General features: G+C 59.2%; 19 protein-coding genes. 13 read left to right on the top strand and 6 right to left on the bottom strand.

Going from position 1 to position 17,261, the window contains the following annotated elements:
* The first annotated feature begins 72 nt into the window (after positions 1-72).
* Complete coding sequence (locus WC811_RS01495) at positions 73-1,146, top strand: AraC family transcriptional regulator (RefSeq protein ID WP_372640163.1); 1,074 nt, start codon at positions 73-75, stop codon at positions 1,144-1,146.
* Between the two features lie 270 nt (positions 1,147-1,416).
* On the top strand, positions 1,417-1,563 hold the full coding sequence (locus tag WC811_RS01490) for a hypothetical protein (RefSeq protein WP_372640161.1): 147 nt from the start codon (positions 1,417-1,419) through the stop codon (positions 1,561-1,563).
* A gap of 54 nt (positions 1,564-1,617) precedes the next feature.
* Here the strand turns inward: WC811_RS01490 and WC811_RS01485 are convergent, their stop codons facing one another.
* Both WC811_RS01485 and WC811_RS01480 read right to left on the bottom strand, forming a co-directional pair.
* The gene (locus tag WC811_RS01485; RefSeq protein WP_372640159.1) at positions 1,618-2,142 is read right to left on the bottom strand and encodes an MOSC domain-containing protein; all 525 of its coding nucleotides are present in this window, start codon (positions 2,140-2,142) and stop codon (positions 1,618-1,620) included.
* Between the two features lie 16 nt (positions 2,143-2,158).
* Entirely contained in the window at positions 2,159-2,629 is a 471-nt protein-coding gene (locus tag WC811_RS01480; RefSeq protein ID WP_372640157.1) for a hypothetical protein, read from the bottom strand.
* Between the two features lie 440 nt (positions 2,630-3,069).
* On the opposite strand from WC811_RS01480, the gene WC811_RS01475 reads away from it, so the two are divergent.
* The 4 genes from WC811_RS01475 to WC811_RS01460 all read left to right on the top strand — a co-directional run bounded on the left by WC811_RS01475 (position 3,070) and on the right by WC811_RS01460 (position 5,821).
* On the top strand, positions 3,070-3,867 hold the full coding sequence (locus tag WC811_RS01475; protein WP_372640155.1) for a cobalamin-binding protein: 798 nt from the start codon (positions 3,070-3,072) through the stop codon (positions 3,865-3,867).
* A gap of 134 nt (positions 3,868-4,001) precedes the next feature.
* On the top strand, positions 4,002-4,457 hold the full coding sequence (locus WC811_RS01470; protein ID WP_372640153.1) for a hypothetical protein: 456 nt from the start codon (positions 4,002-4,004) through the stop codon (positions 4,455-4,457).
* A 712-nt stretch (positions 4,458-5,169) separates the two neighbouring features.
* Positions 5,170-5,391, top strand: a complete 222-nt coding sequence (locus tag WC811_RS01465) for a hypothetical protein (protein ID WP_372640151.1) — start codon at positions 5,170-5,172, stop codon at positions 5,389-5,391.
* A gap of 124 nt (positions 5,392-5,515) precedes the next feature.
* Positions 5,516-5,821, top strand: coding sequence for a hypothetical protein (locus tag WC811_RS01460; RefSeq protein WP_372640149.1), 306 nt, complete (start codon positions 5,516-5,518; stop codon positions 5,819-5,821).
* On the opposite strand, the gene WC811_RS01455 is transcribed toward WC811_RS01460, so the two are convergent.
* Positions 5,766-6,407, bottom strand: a complete 642-nt coding sequence (locus tag WC811_RS01455; RefSeq protein WP_372640147.1) for a TetR/AcrR family transcriptional regulator — start codon at positions 6,405-6,407, stop codon at positions 5,766-5,768. The genes WC811_RS01460 and WC811_RS01455 overlap by 56 nt on opposite strands.
* A gap of 101 nt (positions 6,408-6,508) precedes the next feature.
* On the opposite strand from WC811_RS01455, the gene WC811_RS01450 reads away from it, so the two are divergent.
* From WC811_RS01450 to WC811_RS01440, 3 genes are all read left to right on the top strand, one after another.
* Positions 6,509-7,081, top strand: a complete 573-nt coding sequence (locus WC811_RS01450; RefSeq protein ID WP_372640145.1) for a hydrolase — start codon at positions 6,509-6,511, stop codon at positions 7,079-7,081.
* Position 7,082: 1 nt separating this feature from the next.
* A complete protein-coding gene (locus WC811_RS01445; protein ID WP_372640143.1) occupies positions 7,083-8,189 on the top strand; it encodes an AbrB family transcriptional regulator in 1,107 nt (368 codons plus the stop codon).
* 78 nt (positions 8,190-8,267) lie between these two features.
* Positions 8,268-9,263 (top strand): aldo/keto reductase, encoded by a 996-nt coding sequence (locus WC811_RS01440; RefSeq protein ID WP_372640141.1) that lies wholly within the window; start codon positions 8,268-8,270, stop codon positions 9,261-9,263.
* Positions 9,264-9,341: 78 nt separating this feature from the next.
* Here the strand turns inward: WC811_RS01440 and WC811_RS01435 are convergent, their stop codons facing one another.
* The gene (locus WC811_RS01435; RefSeq protein ID WP_372640139.1) at positions 9,342-10,955 is read right to left on the bottom strand and encodes a DHA2 family efflux MFS transporter permease subunit; all 1,614 of its coding nucleotides are present in this window, start codon (positions 10,953-10,955) and stop codon (positions 9,342-9,344) included.
* A gap of 53 nt (positions 10,956-11,008) precedes the next feature.
* Positions 11,009-12,244 carry an HlyD family secretion protein gene (locus tag WC811_RS01430; RefSeq protein ID WP_372640137.1) on the bottom strand — a complete coding sequence of 412 codons (1,236 nt, stop codon included), beginning with the start codon at positions 12,242-12,244 and terminating at the stop codon, positions 11,009-11,011.
* Between the two features lie 111 nt (positions 12,245-12,355).
* Here WC811_RS01430 and WC811_RS01425 point away from each other — a divergent pair, with 111 nt between their 5' ends.
* The 3 genes from WC811_RS01425 (at position 12,356) to WC811_RS01415 (ending at position 15,995) form a co-directional block, all read left to right on the top strand.
* Complete coding sequence (locus tag WC811_RS01425; RefSeq protein ID WP_372640135.1) at positions 12,356-13,003, top strand: TetR/AcrR family transcriptional regulator; 648 nt, start codon at positions 12,356-12,358, stop codon at positions 13,001-13,003.
* 218 nt (positions 13,004-13,221) lie between these two features.
* Positions 13,222-14,391 carry an HlyD family secretion protein gene (locus WC811_RS01420; protein ID WP_372640133.1) on the top strand — a complete coding sequence of 390 codons (1,170 nt, stop codon included), beginning with the start codon at positions 13,222-13,224 and terminating at the stop codon, positions 14,389-14,391.
* The gene (locus WC811_RS01415) at positions 14,388-15,995 is read left to right on the top strand and encodes an MFS transporter (protein ID WP_372640131.1); all 1,608 of its coding nucleotides are present in this window, start codon (positions 14,388-14,390) and stop codon (positions 15,993-15,995) included. Before WC811_RS01420 ends, WC811_RS01415 begins: the two co-directional genes overlap by 4 nt.
* Before the next feature lie 47 nt (positions 15,996-16,042).
* Here WC811_RS01415 and WC811_RS01410 read toward each other — a convergent pair whose 3' ends face one another.
* Positions 16,043-16,270 carry a hypothetical protein gene (locus tag WC811_RS01410; RefSeq protein ID WP_372640129.1) on the bottom strand — a complete coding sequence of 76 codons (228 nt, stop codon included), beginning with the start codon at positions 16,268-16,270 and terminating at the stop codon, positions 16,043-16,045.
* Between the two features lie 352 nt (positions 16,271-16,622).
* Here WC811_RS01410 and WC811_RS01405 point away from each other — a divergent pair, with 352 nt between their 5' ends.
* On the top strand, positions 16,623-17,243 hold the full coding sequence (locus WC811_RS01405; RefSeq protein ID WP_372640127.1) for a ribonuclease D: 621 nt from the start codon (positions 16,623-16,625) through the stop codon (positions 17,241-17,243).
* Positions 17,244-17,261 lie beyond the last annotated feature (18 nt).

Below are 17,261 nucleotides of genomic sequence, written 5' to 3'. Positions count from 1 at the left end.
GCCGCCGCAGGGATATTGGTATGCTTCTTGCGGTCGATCATGACTCACGAAGGTTCGTTTGAGTGGGCTTGCATGCATTCGTCAGGCGTCATCGCGACGTCCATCATTGACGGCGTCGTCTCCATGATCGACAGCCGCGGCATGGACCCTGGAACGATCTCGGCGCGCGTCGGCATCGCCGACGACGGCCTGTTCGGTCGCTCGTCCTTTCTTCCGCTCTCGACGTTCACGACATTGCTTGAGATGGCGGCTTACCAAACAAACGATCCGGTTCTCGGCATAAAGCTCGGAAAGAACTTTAATTTCCGCAGCTTAGGACCGACCCCAGACCTCGTTTCCAGCGCCCGGACCATCGGCGAGGGCGTTGCCAAATTCGCGGAATATTTTCCCACCATGCAAAGCAACACGCATTGCACGTTGGAAACCAACGGCGGGATCGCACGCCTCAGCTATTCCATCGTCGATCGCACCGTTACGCATCGCATCCAAGACGCGAACTTCTCCGAAGCCGTTTTCTACTCAGTGCTGCAGGCATCGCTCGGAGAAGATTGGCAGCCGCTGTGCCTAGAGTTCGAGCATTCCGCTGGCTCAAATCTCGCCAGCTACACGACGCATTTCGATTGCCCTCTGCACTTCGGCGCCCGCCATAACGCTATACTGTTTCCCGCTTCCGATCTCGATCGCTCGGTGCGGTCGTTCGATCTCTCGTTACACCAGCGATTGGACCGGGAGCTTTCCGAATGCCTGCGCTCAAATAAACTTGGGCTCGATCTTACGAATAGCGTCAAGGCATGGATCAGCGCCAACCTTTGCCGTTCGACCAGCATCGACATCTGCGACGCCGCCAGCGATTTCGGCATGAGCGTGCGGAGCTTCCAGCGAAAACTCTCGGACGCCAGCCTAAGTTACGCAGATCTCCGCAACGCGGTCCGCACCGAAATCGCCAAGGCTATGTTGGCGTTCACCGACCGCGCCATACCCGAAATCGCCGCCGACCTCGGCTACAGCGAAACCAGCGCATTCGCGCGAAGCTTCAAGAGTTTTACCGGCGCAACTCCGGCAAAATTCCGCGTTCACGCCGTCCGAGACAAAGAGAGAGAAAAAACCAGTGAGTTTTTCACCGGCGTCACGCTGACGAGTCACTGACAGCCAACCGCTCGTGCGCCCGCAATATTTTCAATCGCGGCTCGGGCGGCATCGACAAACCTGGGCCTTGACCTGCGACCGGGCAAAAACCTTCGATTTGGAGCTATATAGAAGCGCCCGGTGGCTTCTCGGCCCGTGCTCCTCCTAGCGGCCGGTTGCAGTCGAGGCACCTGGCCGAAGCGGCGCTCATAACAGAGTCACAATTTCTTAGTCGAATAGGAACAAGTTGAAGGCGTTCGAGTTTGCCTCTCAACTGCTCCGGAGACGCCTATGCCCTACTCGTTCTATGCCGTACTCAACGTATTGCCCCAGATCGCTGCTGCCGCATTTTTGCCGATTCTCGGCATTGCCCTGGTCAGCTATCTCATCATTTTGACGCGTCCACAGCAGCCGCGTGAGCCGGCCCGAATCGACTGAGCCGCACAAGCTTCGACCGTTACCGATGGAGCCAACCGTACCCGGGTAAGGTTGTCACGCCGAACCGGCGCCGGTCTCATCGTCCGTGCGCTCGACCGAAGCGCCGACCCGAACTTCGCCACCCGCGACAATTCGGGCCGTCAGCCCGCCCCGCCCTCGAACGGCATTATAGCCCCCCGGCCCGAGATTGGCTTCCATCTGGCTGCAAGGCGCGCACTCGCCGCTCACCTGCAGAACCACCGGCCCGATCCGGATGCTCCGCCCTTTCAACGCATTCAAATTGATCCCACGGGTCACGAAGTTTCGCCGCAACAATTCGGGTGAAACCTCCGGCCGGCCCATGAACGACGCGATCGCCGCCAAATCTTCGGCGGCGATCAATGTGACTTGGCGTGCCCCGTCTCGCTCCGTCCGATAGCGGTCTCCCTCAATTCCCTGCTTCGCCAACAGTTGCGCCGACTCCGGCGCGATCATCGGCGCATTGCGGGAAGGCCGAAGTCCGATCCAGACGAGCGTCCCCGGCCCGACCGGGCCGGAGAGCAACTTAGCGATGATTGATTGAGGAGGCAGTGACGGCAATTGCGCTCCAGCGGGCTTAGTTCTTCTGGGGTTCGGCCGACTTCGTGAGCTCGTTCCACTTATCGCCGAGCTGCTTCTTGAGATCGTCGATTTTCTTTGACGCCTCTTCGGTCTTAGCCGAGTAAGCAGCGCGAGCGGCAGTGTAGTCGGCGTCGGAAACCTCAAACTCCGTCATGAACGGACAGCCGCCATGCGAGAGGTTCGGAGCCGCGTAGCGAACGCGGGTCGTACCGGGAGCCGCACCCGGACCGACCTTCATGATCACGGCGTCCTTTTCCATATGGCACTTGTCGCCCTTGGCGAGCTTCTTCATGTCGACGGTGACGAACTTGCCACCGTCGTTCAGCAGCGTCACGTCCATCGCGCTCGGCATGAACGCGAGTTCGACGCCGCTATCGGCGCTCGTGGCGGTTTCAGCATAAGCGGCTGGAGAAAGCGCCAGCAACGACGCGCCGATGAGAAGAAGTGATTTTGTGGTCGATTTCATTTTCATATTCCTTCCGCTGTCCGAATAAACGGCCAGAACCTTTGACTGATCGAAGATGTATTCTTGATGAACCGTGATGGCACACGATTTGACGCCAACTCAATTTGTACAAATATCCGAGACTTCGTTCTCCGGTACGCCCGGCCAGTCTCTAAAGGCTTCCGGCGGATTCCGCCGCACGATAACAGCGAACCCGCCGGATTGTTCCCAGTCTTCTGGCGGACATCCTGCAATATTCGCCGTCTGCCCGCCGACGCCTCCAAACCGCCATGATTGCGCAAGCAGCCGAACCTGATCGGGCAGCTTTTCCCTCGCGCGCCGCCCTGCTATTCTGCCACTCAGTCGTCACAGAGCGTGAAAGATCGAGAGGCGCATCGCGCTTTGGCCGGTCGCTCGCCGCCCTGAGTGCGCAACACTCCGCACCGCGCCAACGGATATACATGCGCACATTTCCTGCTCGCCGACTGGTCTGTCTCACGGAAGAAACGGTCGAGACGCTCTATCTCCTCGGCGAGCAAGACCGGATCGTCGGCGTTTCCGGATACGCCGTTCGCCCTCCCGAGGTACGCCGCGAAAAGCCCCGAGTCTCCGCATTTACGTCGGCGGACATTCCTAAAATCGTCGCTCTGAAACCAGACCTCGTCCTCGCGTTCTCCGACCTTCAGGCCCCCATCGCCGCCGATCTCGCACGCGCCGGCCAAGCCGTCCATATTTTCAATCAGCGGGACCTCGCCGGCATCTTCGCGATGATCCGAACACTCGGCGCGCTCATCGGCAGTAGCGAAAAGGCCGAGCATCTCGCCCAGTCGCTAGAACGACGCATAGACGCGGTCAAAATCGAAACAAGCGCACGGAAATACCGCCCGCGCGTCTATTTCGAGGAATGGGACGATCCGCTTATCACCGGCCTCGGCTGGGTCTCTGAACTCATCGAGATCGCGGGTGGCGATGACATTTTCCCGGAAAAACGCCGTGAGGCAGCCGCCAGAGATCGCATCGTATCATCCTCGGATGTCGTGTCCCGCGTCCCCGAGGTCATTCTCGCATCGTGGTGCGGGAAAAAAGTGAGGCCGGAGAAAATTCTGGCTCGCGAAGGCTGGAGCGCGATTCCCGCCGTCGCCGGCAACATGATTTTCGAGATCAAATCGCCGATTATCCTCCAACCCGGTCCCGCGGCGCTGACCGAGGGACTCGACGCAATTCGCGTTGCATTAGGCCGCGTTACCAGCCGCAATTAGTCATATTCAAAGATAACTGCGCCAAATCCCCTAAGACGATCTTTATCACGGCGTCGGAACGACCCTGGTCGGTCCGGAGTAATCTGTTAGATTGGGTGTGGGGGCACCCGCGTTGATGTTTTGTGTCTGGTGCCATGTCTGATCGCGTTTACGCTTCAATATTCTACATTGCCTTGATTGTCGGCAGTTCGTGGACTGCTGTCACAGTCGGCGAAGCCGTTACCCGCGAAATGCTGACTAATTTTGCTCTCCTTCCACCGCTGAATGCGCGTCCGTCGCGCGTCGATACCTTCCTGGCCCTACAGGAACAAACGCCGGTCACTCAAACTGCAAAAGAACCTTTGATCCCAACCGCGCCGACTTTGACGATCGGCGCGTTGGCAAAAGGGATGGATGCCGCGGAGCAAACGGCCACCAATCAAGACGATGCGGAAACCAAGGCCGCTGATGCCGCCTCCGTTACGGTCGAAATCAAGGCGCCAAAGCCACGCGTCGCAGGTTGGGTGAAACGCCTGCCCAAGCGCGCACTCTCGGTGTCGGAAGAAACTTCAAGCCACATTATAATGCGGACATTGCGCGCTGAGATGTGATTTCCCCCTTCGCCGCCCAAACTCCTGACGCGTCACCACTCGGAATTAGGAGAAAAGTGGTGGGCACCCGGCGGGGGAATGAGGGGGGATGGCCGAGTGCCCACGCTTAAGCCTCATTCCGGGGGGAGGACATGAGGTATACAGACAATATCAAATAAACGAGAGCAATGGGTTAACGAGCGTCGTTTTGTCTGCAAACAGCGTTTATATTGAGCCACTAATAGGAGTTATAGTGGATCTGTATTGTACTTAAGAACAAATAAGCCACTCAAATTGGTCCGCCTCTCCAAACGCCGAGCGGTCCGAGCGCGGGGGTTAGACGTCATCCCTGTGACGGCGGTCGACCAATACGAACGGCATTCAATCCCATATCCATTTCGCCTATCAGCTTCCCTGTATTGCCATCGCACGGATCGTTTCGGTCATACCGCCCCGCGGCGCCGCCTCGATCGCGGAAAGCTCCCCGGCATATCTCGCGACGGCCCAAGAGAGAGTGCAAAGCGCTGCCTTCGATGCCCCCGCGTTCGAATGAAACGCGGCCCATCACGCTTTTGAAACAGAACCACCCTGGACGCGCCGACGCGCGAGAGCGAAATCGGAACCGTCCCGACGCACATTCTTCGAAGCGTCATCTCGGTTGTGGAGATCAGGTTAGCTCCGCTTTCTGCGCTGCCACAAATCACCTAGCGTAGAAGGAAGGGGGGTCGTGCTCATGAATGCAAATCTTGCCTCGCTCTTCCAACGCGAAGCCACCGCGCGCTTGAATGCCGCCGAGCACGAACTCGTCGCGTTCACCCGAACCTGTCGCGGCAAAGTCGTCGACCTTTACGAAATGAACCGCATCCGCCAGCTCCGCGAGCGCGTCGACACTGCGCGATCTCGACATTTACGCTGGACGCGATACCGCTTCCTGGCGGAATCCGGCGTCCACTGACGAAATGGCGCAGAATTAGGCGGCAAATCCAGGTGTTTGTCTAAATACCGATCAGGAATTTTTGCGTCCTTGATGTAGAATCGGGTGTGTGCTCACCGATTCGCGTTCCCAAGGGACGGCCGACGTGACACTGGTCATCGTCTTTATAGGCGCTATTTGTGACTATTACTTCGGTGCCGTCGGCGCCGTGCTCGGTGCTTTGGTTGTCATCGCATCGCTTTCCAGAACCAGAGCAGACGTTCTCTTTCCTTCACTACTGATGATCGGTTTGTCATGGGCCGCGGGCGAACTGGTGGCGGACAGTTCGGGTGCCATCACCGCCGTGATCCTGGCAACCGCATTGGCGCTTTGGCTGGAAGGCGGAGGAAAAATCTTTACGCTTGGCAGCCGGCGTCCTCAAATATCTTCAAGAGATAGTGCCGGGTCATAACACGCAGTTCCGTAAGAGCGGATGGCCGAACGCCGTTTCCGATTTCCTTCGTCAACGCTCCCAAGGATTTCATGTTCTGCAGCAAGATCGCGGCAACGTCCTCGGCCTGAGCCCTTCTCAGCTTAGGGCAACGCTTGAGAAGCGTTTGGGCGATCCGCTTTCGAACCTCGCGGCGGAACTCCTGCCGACGGGCGGACAATTCCGCACTTCCGTCCAACAACGCCACGATCGTCTGGCTCTCCGAGCGCAGATCCCCGAGCACGTTGAGCAAAGCATCCGCCAGCATGGCGACCGAAAGTGTGTCCGCTTGTTGATCGATCGCGTCGAATACCGCTCCAACCCGCGCATGGAACCGTTCGATGAGCGCATTCGCCAAGACGTCCTTGTTGGGAAAGAAGCGATAGAGCGAGCCGATCTGCGCTCCGGCGCGCGCGGCAACTTCGGCCATCGTCGTGCCGTCGTAGCCTTTCTCCGCAATAACCGCCGCCGCCGCTTCGAGCAGCGCCGCCACGCGCTCTTGCCCCGGCCGCCTCTGTGGGCTCAACGCGGTGCGCTCTTGCGTCTCTGTTGACTTATTTGAGGACATACTCAATTATCCGGTTAACTTGAGCCTACCCTCAAATATCACAGAACTCGCGGTCCGGCCATCCCAATGCCGTCGGCCCACGATGCGAAAGGCTTCCGCAGATGCTTCAACTCGATCCCAAAACGACGGCGCTGGTCCTGATCGACCTTCAAAAAGGGATTGCATTGCGCCCGCTCGCACCGCGCCCCGGAACGGAAATCATCGATCGCGCATCGGAACTCGCAAAGCGCTTCAGATCCGCGGGCGCGGCGGTCGTTCTCGTCAATGTCGCCTTCGCCAAAGATTTCGCCGATGCCGTGCGCGTACCCGTCGATAGCCCCATGCAGTTGCCGCCGGACGGAATTCCAGACGATTTCAGCGAACTCGTCGTTGGCCTGGCCATGGCGACAGATATCCGCGTGACGAAGCGCCAATGGGGCGCGTTCTACGGCACCGAACTCGACGTCCAGCTTCGCCGGCGCGGTATTAAAACGATCGTCCTCGGCGGAATAGCAACCAACATCGGCGTTGAATCGACGGCCCGCCAAGCCTGGGAGCGCAACTATGAGATCGTCATCGCCGAAGACATCACTTCAAGCCTGTCGGCCGAGATGCACGCTTTCTCCATAACGACGATCCTGCCCCGGATAAGCCGCGTCCGCAAAGTCGCCGACATCACTTTGGGATCGTGCTGACTTGGCAAGCGAACGACCGGAAACGCGCCCCTCGCTGCTGGCAACGGCGTCCCTCCCGCTCCAGTGGCTGGTGCTGGTGGCGCTTTCGTTCGCATTCTCCACGCTAATCGGGGCGACCGGACTTCCGGCCGCCATCCTGCTCGGCCCGATGATCGCGGCCATCATCGTTGAAACGAACGGCGGCCGCGTTCGCCTCCCCTCGGCGGCACGTCTCTTCGCGCAAGCCCTGATCGGATGCATGCTCGGCACGGCCGTCTCTCCCGAGCTCGTCACAGCATTCCTTAAGGAATGGCCACTTCTCCTCTCGATCATCGTGCTGATCGTGCTTGCGAGCACCACGATCGGATGGATCTTGGCCAAATCGCAGATCATACCTGGAACGACAGCGGTCTGGGGTCTCTCGCCCGGCGCCGCAACGGCCTCGATACTCATGGCCGGCGCCTACGGAGCCGACATCCGCCTCGTCGCTTTCATGCAGTATTTGCGCGTCGTCATGGTGGTAGCGACGGCATCGGTCATCACCCACTTCTGGGTGAACGTGCCAGCTGCAGCACACCAGGCAATTTGGTTTCCGCCAATCCATCCGGGACCATTCGCCGAGACGATGGCCTTGGCGCTGTTCGGAGGCATCGTCGGATTCGTCCTGCGCTTCCCGGTGGCCGCCCTGCTCGTGCCGATGTTCATCGGTGCGACGCTGCACGGCGCCGGTCTGATGCAGATCGAGCTGCCTCACTGGTTGCTCGCCTTGTCTTATGCCCTTCTCGGTTGGATGATCGGACTGAACTTCACGCGCGAAATCCTTGTTCACGCGATGCGCACGCTTCCACAGGTTCTTCTTTCGATCGCCGCGCTCATCGCGTTCTGCGGCGGTCTGGCGTTCATCCTCGTCGAAGCCCTCGGCATCGACCCGCTTACGGCTTATCTCGCAACGAGTCCCGGAGGCGCCGACTCCGTCGCCGTCATAGCGGCATCCGCCAAGGTCGATTTATCTTTTGTCATGGCGCTCCAGACCTTGCGCTTTTTGATCGTCCTCGCCATAGGTCCCGCCATCTCACGCTTCGTTGCGAACCGGTTGCAGCAGAGGCTCGATATTGACGCTTCTCAATAACGGCCTGAGGGCGTAATGGGCCGCGCATGTCTTCGGCGTCGCTGACCTCACCTTGAAATCAAAACCCAAGAGGACTTCATGGAATACGTCAAGCTTGGCCACACGGGCCTTGAAGTGTCGCGCATCTGCCTCGGCTGCATGAGCTACGGACAATCCGACGGCGGCGTCATGAAATGGACCTGGACCCTTAGCGAGGAAGACAGCCGTCCTTACATCAAATCGGCTCTCGAAAAGGGTATCAATTTCTTCGACACCGCCAACGTCTATTCCCACGGCGAGAGCGAGCGCGTTCTTGGCCGTGCCATCCGCGACTTTGCCAAGCGCGACGAAGTTGTCATCGCCACGAAAGTCAATTCACCGATGCGCGCGGGGCCGAACGGTAAAGGCCTTTCGAGAAAAGCGATCTTCGCCGAAATCGACGACAGCCTGAAGCGCCTCGGCACTGACTACGTCGATCTCTACATCATTCATCGCTATGACTACGAAACGCCGCTCGAGGAAACACTCGAAGCCTTAGACGAGGTCGTCCGATCGGGAAAGGCCCTCTATCTCGGCGCTTCGTCGATGTACACGTGGCAGTTCATGAAGGCCGTCGGCCTGCAACGCGCTCATGGCTGGGCGCAATTCATCTCGATGCAAAACTACTACAATCTTCTCTATCGCGAAGAAGAGCGTGAGATGCTTCGTCTCTGCTTATCGGAAGGCATCGGCGTGACACCTTGGTCACCGCTCGCACGCGGACGTCTCGCGCGCGCTTGGCAGGATGAGCCCCAAACTGAGCGTGCCAAGAATGATCCGTTCGCCCAACGGCTCTATACAAAGACAGCGCAAATGGACAAACCTGTCGTCGATCGCTTGATCGAGGTCGCGAAAGCGCGCGGAGAGTCTCCTGCTCAGGTCGCGCTTGCCTGGATGTTGCATAAACCCGCCATCACGTCTCCGATCATAGGCGCGACCAAGCCTCAGCAGCTCGACGATGCGATCAAGGCCGTTTCGATCAAGTTGTCGGACGAAGAGATTGCGCGGCTCGAAGAATTGTATGAGCCGCATCCGGCGACGGAAGCTTTCGCATAGCGCAACGAAGTCCCAATCGACGCGATGCGCAACACCTGCAAGGCGCTGCGCATCGGTGTGCGGCGTCGGATCGAAACGTCAATGCGCGGCGGCAGTCGTGCCGGACTTGGCCTTGCGTGCAAGCAGCAAGACAACGGCCGCGATTGACAGCATCACACCGATGACTGCGAACGTATCGCTGAACCCCATGATCAGCGCCTGGCGCTTCACGATGTTTCCCAGCGCCACGATCGCCTGATGCTTTGCCGTTGCGGCATCCGAGACGCCGTGCGCCATGAAATAGTTCGTCATCTCGTCGATCCGCTGCCGCACGTTATCGCGATACACCGTGACCGACTGGCCGATAATGTTCGAATGGAACTGTTCACGCTTGGTGATAATCGTCGCAAGCGACGCAGTACCGACCGCACCCGCGAGATTGCGAAGCATGTTGAACAGGCCCGACGCGTTGGCCGCGTCCTTCGGCGCGATTTCCGCCGTCGCGATTGCCGTCAGGGGCGTCAGGATCAGGGCCTGACCGATAGCGCGCACGATATTCGGTATGAAGAGCTGATCGCCGGAATAGTCGAGCGACATGTCGACATTCATGAAGCAACTCGCCGCGAACAGCGCGATGCCGACAACGCCGATATAGCGCACATCGAAACTTTTCATCAGCCGTGGCACGAACGGAATGATCAGAAGCTGCGGCAAGCCGGTCCACGCGAGAACATTGCCGATCTGCTCGGCGTTATAGCCCTGCACCTGACCGAGATACTGCGGCAGCACATAAACCGTGCCGAACAGCGCGAAGCCGACGAGCATGTTCGCAATCGTCCCGAGACCGAAATTTCGGTTCTTGAGCAGCCGAAGGTCGACCAGCGGCTTCTTCACAACCAGTTCGATCCAGACAAAAGCCGTGAGAAAAACGACGGCCGTGACCGCAAGCTTGACGATGAACGGCGACCCGAACCAGTCGTCCTTATTGCCTTCTTCCAACAGCGTTTGCAGCGAGGAAAGGCCGATCGCCATCGTCACGATGCCCGCCCAGTCGCCCTCCTTCAGAAGGCCGAGCTGCATCTTTTCTTTTTCAAGCGTGAACAATAGCGCGACAATCATGATCGCGCTTGGAATGGTGTTGATGAAGAAAATTGTCTGCCAGCCGTAATTCTCGGTCAGATAGCCGCCGATCGTCGGGCCGATGGCGGGAGCGAACGTCACGGCGAGTGCGAATAGCGCAAGTCCGATGGGCTGCTGCGGCTTCGGCAGCCGGGTCACCACCATCGTGAACGCCATCGGAATCAGCACGCCTCCCGCGAAACCCTGTAGACCGCGCATCGCGATCATCTCGCCGAGATTGTGCGCGAAGGCGCACGCCATCGAAAACATGGCGAAGAGGAACGTGCTGACGATCATATAGCGGCGGAACGAGAACACGCGGCTCAGATAGCCGGTCAAGGGAATGACGACGATCTCGCCGATGAGATACGATGTCGAAATCCATGCGCCGTTATCCGCACCAGTCCCGATGCCGCCTTCGATATCGAGCAGCGACGCGTTGGTGATCTGGATATTCAGGATCGACATGAACGCGCCGATCATACCGGCGACAACGGCGATCCACGTCGTCAAGCTTGCTTTGTCGCCGGCGCCCGCCGGCACCGAACGCGAAGACGTGGCGCCGGATCCTTTTGTATCAGCGATGCTCGCCATAGCCGTCGACTCCACATTGTAGCCGCGCTCTCGCGAACGCGGCCACCAGAGGATTATTCCGTTGCGACCGACGCCACATGCTCAGTCTTTTTGGTCTCGATCGTCGGATAGACCGACATCCCGGGCCGGAGCTCACCCGCAAAAGGGCTATCCGGATCAAGCGTGATCTTCACGGGAATACGCTGCACGATCTTCGTGAAGTTGCCGGTCGCGTTATCGGGTGGCAGCAGCGCGAACTGCTGGCCGCTGGCCGGGGCCAGACTATCGACGTGTGCCGGAATCTCGATCCCCGGATAGGTGTCGATCTCGACACTCACGGGCTGACCGGGGCGCACGTCCTCAAGTTGAGTCTCTTTGAAATTGGCAACGATATAGGCGGCGTCCATCGGCACCACCGCCATCAGCTGCGTGCCCGCCTGAACATATTGACCAATGCGCAGCGTGCGGTTACCGACCACGCCATCTATTGGCGAGACGATCGTCGTATAGGAGAGGTTCAATTCGGCCTGATCTTGAACGGCTTCGTCGTGAACCAGTGTCGCCCTCGCCTGCGCGACTTCCGCCTTCAAAATGTCGACCTGCTTCTGGGCCGTCGTCAGCGCGCCGGTGTCGCGCACGATCGACGCACGTGCAGCCGCGATCCGGGCAGTTGCCTGCTGGGCATTCTGCACGCTGCCGTATCCCGTCGTGGCCAGATGGCTGTACCGTTCGCTGTCCTGCTCCGCGAACGTCTCGTTGGCCTTGTCGACGTCGACCGTCGCCTTGGCACTGGCGATCACCGACTGTTGCGTATCGAGCGACGCCACCTTGTTGTCGACCACCGCCTTGGCACCGAGGACGTCGGCTTTCGCCTGTTCGAGCGCGACCTTGAAATCCCGGTCGTCGATGCGCGCCAGTGCTTGCCCGGCTTTCACGCGCTCGTTGTCGTTGATGAGAACCTGCGTGAGATACCCAGACACTCGCGGCGCGATCGTCGTATTATCCGCTTGGACGTAGGCGTCGTCGGTCGAAACCTGGAAGCGCCAGACGCTCCAATACTCCCAGCCGAGATATCCGGTGGCAGCCAAGACTGCCAAACTCGCTCCGGCGATCAGCGCTTGGCGCACCCCCCGCCGAGGCCCGGGGTCTGCAGCCGCTTCCGCCGGATCGCTCTGGGGAGCCGCAGCCTCCCGAGGCACCGGCTCGCGCTGTTCGGCCACTCGATCGCTTTCCGGATGCCGGACGTAAGGCACTGTTTCACCTTCCGAAATCTGCCTATCAGGCGTTAACGTCTTCGAATGGAGGCTCATCGGATTGCTCCCAAAAAAGATGCCGCGGCACCGGTCGCGACAAATTAGAAACCTATTGTTTTCCAAAATAGGAAGTACTATGTGGTTGTCAAGCGAATTTGGAAAATGGTTATGGGATTAAATAGTGCTATCCAGAAAAGGTCCCGCGGTCGGCCACAAGTCCGGCCGGACAACGAGACGCTGAATCTGCTCGTTGAAGCTGCAACCGTTGAGTTTCAGGCCAATGGGTTCGCTTCGACGACGATGGGCAATGTCGCCCAGCGCGCAGGTATATCGACCAAAACGATGTACCGCCTGATCCCCTGCAAGTCCGACCTCTTTAAAAAGGTGATGTCGGACCGCATCGGCAAGTTCATGCTCGAAGTCGATCCGGTCGATCTCGACAAATACGAGCTGACCGAAGCCGTCGAGCACATCCTGACGTCTTTCGGCTCTTTGACGCTCAGCAGCGAGACGATCGCGCTGCTGCGTCTCGTCATTGGAGAAAGCGAGCGGTTTCCTGAACTCGCCGCTGCTTTCCACGATATCGCGGTCGTCCAAACCACCGATGCCATAGCCGCCTGGCTCGAACGACAACGCGGACGCGGGTTACTCAAAATTGACGATCCTCACACGACCGCATCCGCCTTAAGGGGCATGATGACCATGGATCTCCAACGAACGGTCATGCTTGGCCTGGCTCACGTCCCAACACCCGAAGAAATCGAAGCAAGAGCAAAGTTCTGCGCCCAGCTATTCGTCGAAGGCTGCCGCGCCTGAAGGGCGCGAAACGAGGTCGGCCGAAACGCCGCGCCTTGGCAGTCAAAAAGCGCAGTGCGTTTGCGAAATTTTGGGTCTTCCCTTCCGCGCCGAGATGATGCAACGAGCCAAGGCAGCGTCGTTGTAATCGCGCCTAAGCGATAGCCCGCCGCCCGTGTCGACACGGTTTTCTGTCCCAACCGCGATAGTGTTACGCTGGCGAACCCTAAGGGAAATCTATGACCGACAGCCCGGCCGGCGAACAGCAACCCGCCCCAACATCGGCAACGCGCCGTCCGACGCCGGCTTGGGTTTTCACAACATTGCGCGTGCTCGCCGTCGCCCTCGCTGTCTATCTCGTCTGGTACATCGCCGGCCACTGGGACCGTTGGACCGGCGCCGCCCGCTTCGAAACGACGGATGACGCTTTCATCTCGGGCGACGTCACGCCACTTGCCGCCAAGGTCTCGGGCTATATCGAGTCGGTCGCCGTCAAGGATTTCCAGCCGGTCAAACGGGGCGATCTGATCGTCCAGATCGATCCTGCCGACTATAACGCCGCCCTCGTACAGGCGCAGGCAAACGTCAGCGCGGCGCAGGCAAACTTGGCCAATCTCGCCAACCAGAAAGACGTTCAGCGCAGCTTGATCCGGCAGGCTGAAGCGACAATCGATGCCACGAACGCCGATCTCGATCGCTACAATCTCGAAACCACACGTCAGAACAATCTTCTAAAGTCGGGCATAGCCGGCACGCCGCAAGGCGTCGAACAGGCCGAAGACAATTCCAAGCGCACGGCCGCCCAGCTCGAACTCAACAGAGCGCAGCTCACGCAGCAGAAAGCCATCCTTGCGAGCCTTGATGTCGAGCAGGTGCAGCTCGAAGCCCAGGTGCGTGCCGCAAAAGCTCAAGCCGCCCTCGCGCAGAACAACGTCGGTTACACGCGTATCGTATCCCCCGACAACGGCCTGGTCGGCCAGCGCTTGGTGAGGCCGGGCCAGTTCGTAAATATCGGCACGCAAGTGATCGGAGTCGTGTCGCTGCCCGGCATTTGGGTAATCGCGAACTACAAAGAAACGCAGATGACGAACATCCGGCTCGGTCAGCCGGCAACCGTACACGTCGATGCCTTTCCCGATCTGCAACTGACGGGTCACGTCGACAGCTGGTCGCCGGGAACCGGCAGCACCTTCGCGCTGCTTGCTCCCGACAATGCGACGGGTAACTTCACCAAGGTCGTCCAGCGCGTACCCGTCAAGATCGTCCTCGACCACCATCCGGCGCTCGGAACGTTGGTGCGGCCCGGCATGTCTGTCGAAGCCACGATCGATACCGGAACCACGCCGCCGGAGAATGCGGCCGCCCCAATGTCCGGGACGCCCCAGATCCCGTCGGATCCAGGCAAATGAGCGCCGCCGCCGCGACTTCTCCCGTAACGATCACCGTTTCGTCGGGCGGCGCGGCGCAGACGACCGCACAAACACCTCTCCTCTCGTCACGCCCCTACATCGGTCTTGTCGGTGTCTTGCTCGGTGCAATGATGAGCACGCTCGGAAGCCGCACGACGACATTTGGCCTCTCTGACCTGCGCGGCGGACTGCACGTCGGGTTCGACGAGGGCGCCTGGATCACGACGAGCTTCGGCGTCGGACAGATGCTGATCGGCGTCGCCTCACCATATCTCGGCGCCATCTTCGGCGTTCGGCGCATTCTTTTGATGGGCATCATCGTCTTCTTCATGACGAGCCTGCTTGCACCCTTGTCACCTAATCTCAACGCATTTCTTTTGATGCAATTCCTCGGCGGCGTCGGTTCCGGAACCTTCATCCCGCTGACGGTCAGCTATATCCTTCGCAACCTTCCGAAGGGCCTCGTCATCTACGGCATCTCGATCTACGCGATGAATTCCGAGCTTTCGCAAAACGTCGCCGCCTCGCTCGAAGGATGGTACACTGACAATCTCTCCTGGCACTGGATCGACTGGCAGTACTGTATCGCTCTGCCCATCATGTATTTCTGCATCTGGTACGGAATGCCCGTCGAGAGCGGGTTGAGCCGACGGCTACGCGACCTCGATTGGCCCGGAATTTTCTACGCCGGCGCGGGCTTCGGTCTGCTCTATGCGGCCCTCGACCAGGGCAACCGCCTCGATTGGCTGAACAGCGGCTTGATCGTCGGATTGCTCGTCGGCGGCGGATTGCTCACGGCGCTTTTCATTGCGCGCGAACTCATATCGCCGAGCCCCTTCGTTAACATCAGGGTCATCGTCAAAGAGAACCTCATTCCACTGTTTCTGCTGCTCGCCGGGTTCCGTTTCATTATTCTATCCACGGCCTACATCATCCCGAGCTATCTCCAGACCGTACAAAACTTCCGCGAGTTGCAAGTTGGCTCGGTATTGCTATGGATCGCACTGCCGCAGTTCGCGATCGTCCTGCCGCTCGGATGGGTCCTGAACCGCTTCGATGGGCGCTACGTCCTCGCGCTCGGCAACCTGATGATCGGCATTGCCTGCCTGATGGGCACGGGCCTCACGAGCGAGTGGGCAACCGAGGATTTTCTGCCGTCGCAAATTTTGCAGGCGCTCGGCCAATCGTTCGCGTTGACCAGCCTCATTGTGCTCGTCATCAAATCGATCTCACCCGCCGACGCCCTGACGATTGGCAGCCTGCTTCAAATGACGCGATTGTTCGGCGGCGAAATCGGCACGTCTTTTATGCAGACATTCGTTCGCGTGAGAGAGCAGATCCACTCAAATCTCATCGGTCTGCACGTCGACGGCTCGACGGTCATGACCGTCGACCGTCTGACGACCTATCAGAACGTGCTCGGGGAGCACTCTGCCGATCACGCCGTCACCGCCGGACGCGCCACGAAATTGCTTGGCACAGCCGTCGCTCAGCAGGCCGCGGTCTATTCATACATCGATGGGTTTTTTGCAGCCGCCATAGGCTCGGCCATCTGCCTTTTCTTGGTAGCCCTGGTGCAAAAGCCGAAAAATCCGGTGTTTTGAAATGCGAACCCGACGGTCTGGGACCACCGGCTAAGGCCCGCCGCGCACTACCGCGCGTGTTCGGCTTCGACCGCTTTCAATCGCGAAATAGCGCTGGCCCTCAGGCGATCAGGGTCGAATTGCCCCGCGTTTGCAAGCGCGATGACAGTCTTGGCTATCCGCTCCCGCCCCTCATCGTCGCCGACACCGACGCCGAGTTCTTTGCAGGCAAAATCGAAGGTCGACTGCAGAACCGTGACTTCGGCGCTATCGAAGCTTCCAAAGGTCCCTGTCATGTGTACTCGCTCGCGCAATCAGGCAGGCACGGGGCGCGCTCTCTTGGATCAGCGCCCAGACTGCATGGCTATGACGGCCATAATATACGCGCGGTTAGATCACCAGGCTAACACATTCTGAATGAACGGCACCCGTAATGGTTGATATCATCGTGATCATGCCATCAACCCTGCTTGCTATGCTCGCCAGCCGAATGCTACAGACCTACCGCGCTTTGAGCGCTCGAGCGCATAACAACATCAATCGATTAGCGTCCAAAGACTGATGCCCTCCAGGCTTCTCCAGGGTTCTGGACGCCAATGGAACTCTCCGTTTCGTGAGAGCCGCGGCGGCGGACCGGTGAAAGACATCATGACCGTATCCAAGATCAAACTTCATCACGGCGACTTGCCAGCCGGACTCTTGTTTCCCCACGGCGTCGCGATTGATACCGAAACGCTCGGGCTCAACCCGCATCGCGACCGTCTATGTCTCGTGCAGCTTTCGAGCGGCGACGGGACGGCGCATCTCGTCAAATTCGACGGCAAGAGTTACGGCGCGCCGCGCCTGACGGCCCTCCTTGCAGATCCCGCCATCCTGAAGATTTTCCACTTCGCCCGCTTCGACATCGCCGTTTTGAAGCAGTATCTGGGTGTGGAAACGACACCGCTTTACTGCACGAAAATCGCGTCCAAACTGGCGCGCACCTACACCGACCGTCACGGTCTCAAGGACCTCGTCGGCGAGTTGCTCGGGATTGAGCTTTCCAAGCAGCAGCAGAGCAGCGATTGGGGCGCACCCGAACTTTCCGAAAGCCAGATGTCGTATGCGGCGAGCGACGTCCTGCACCTGCATGCGCTCAAGACGAAGCTCGATACGATGCTCGCCCGCGAGGGGCGGGCCGATCTTGCCCAGTCCGCATTTGGCTTCCTGCCGACTCGCGCCCGGCTCGACCTCTCAGGGTACGAGCACGACGACATATTTGCCCACTGAGACCCAGCGAATCCGGCC

This window comes from Hyphomicrobium sp. (genome assembly GCF_041659645.1).
Taxonomy (GTDB): Bacteria; Pseudomonadota; Alphaproteobacteria; order Rhizobiales; family Hyphomicrobiaceae; genus Hyphomicrobium_B.
This window is presented reverse-complemented; position numbering and strand designations above follow the sequence as displayed.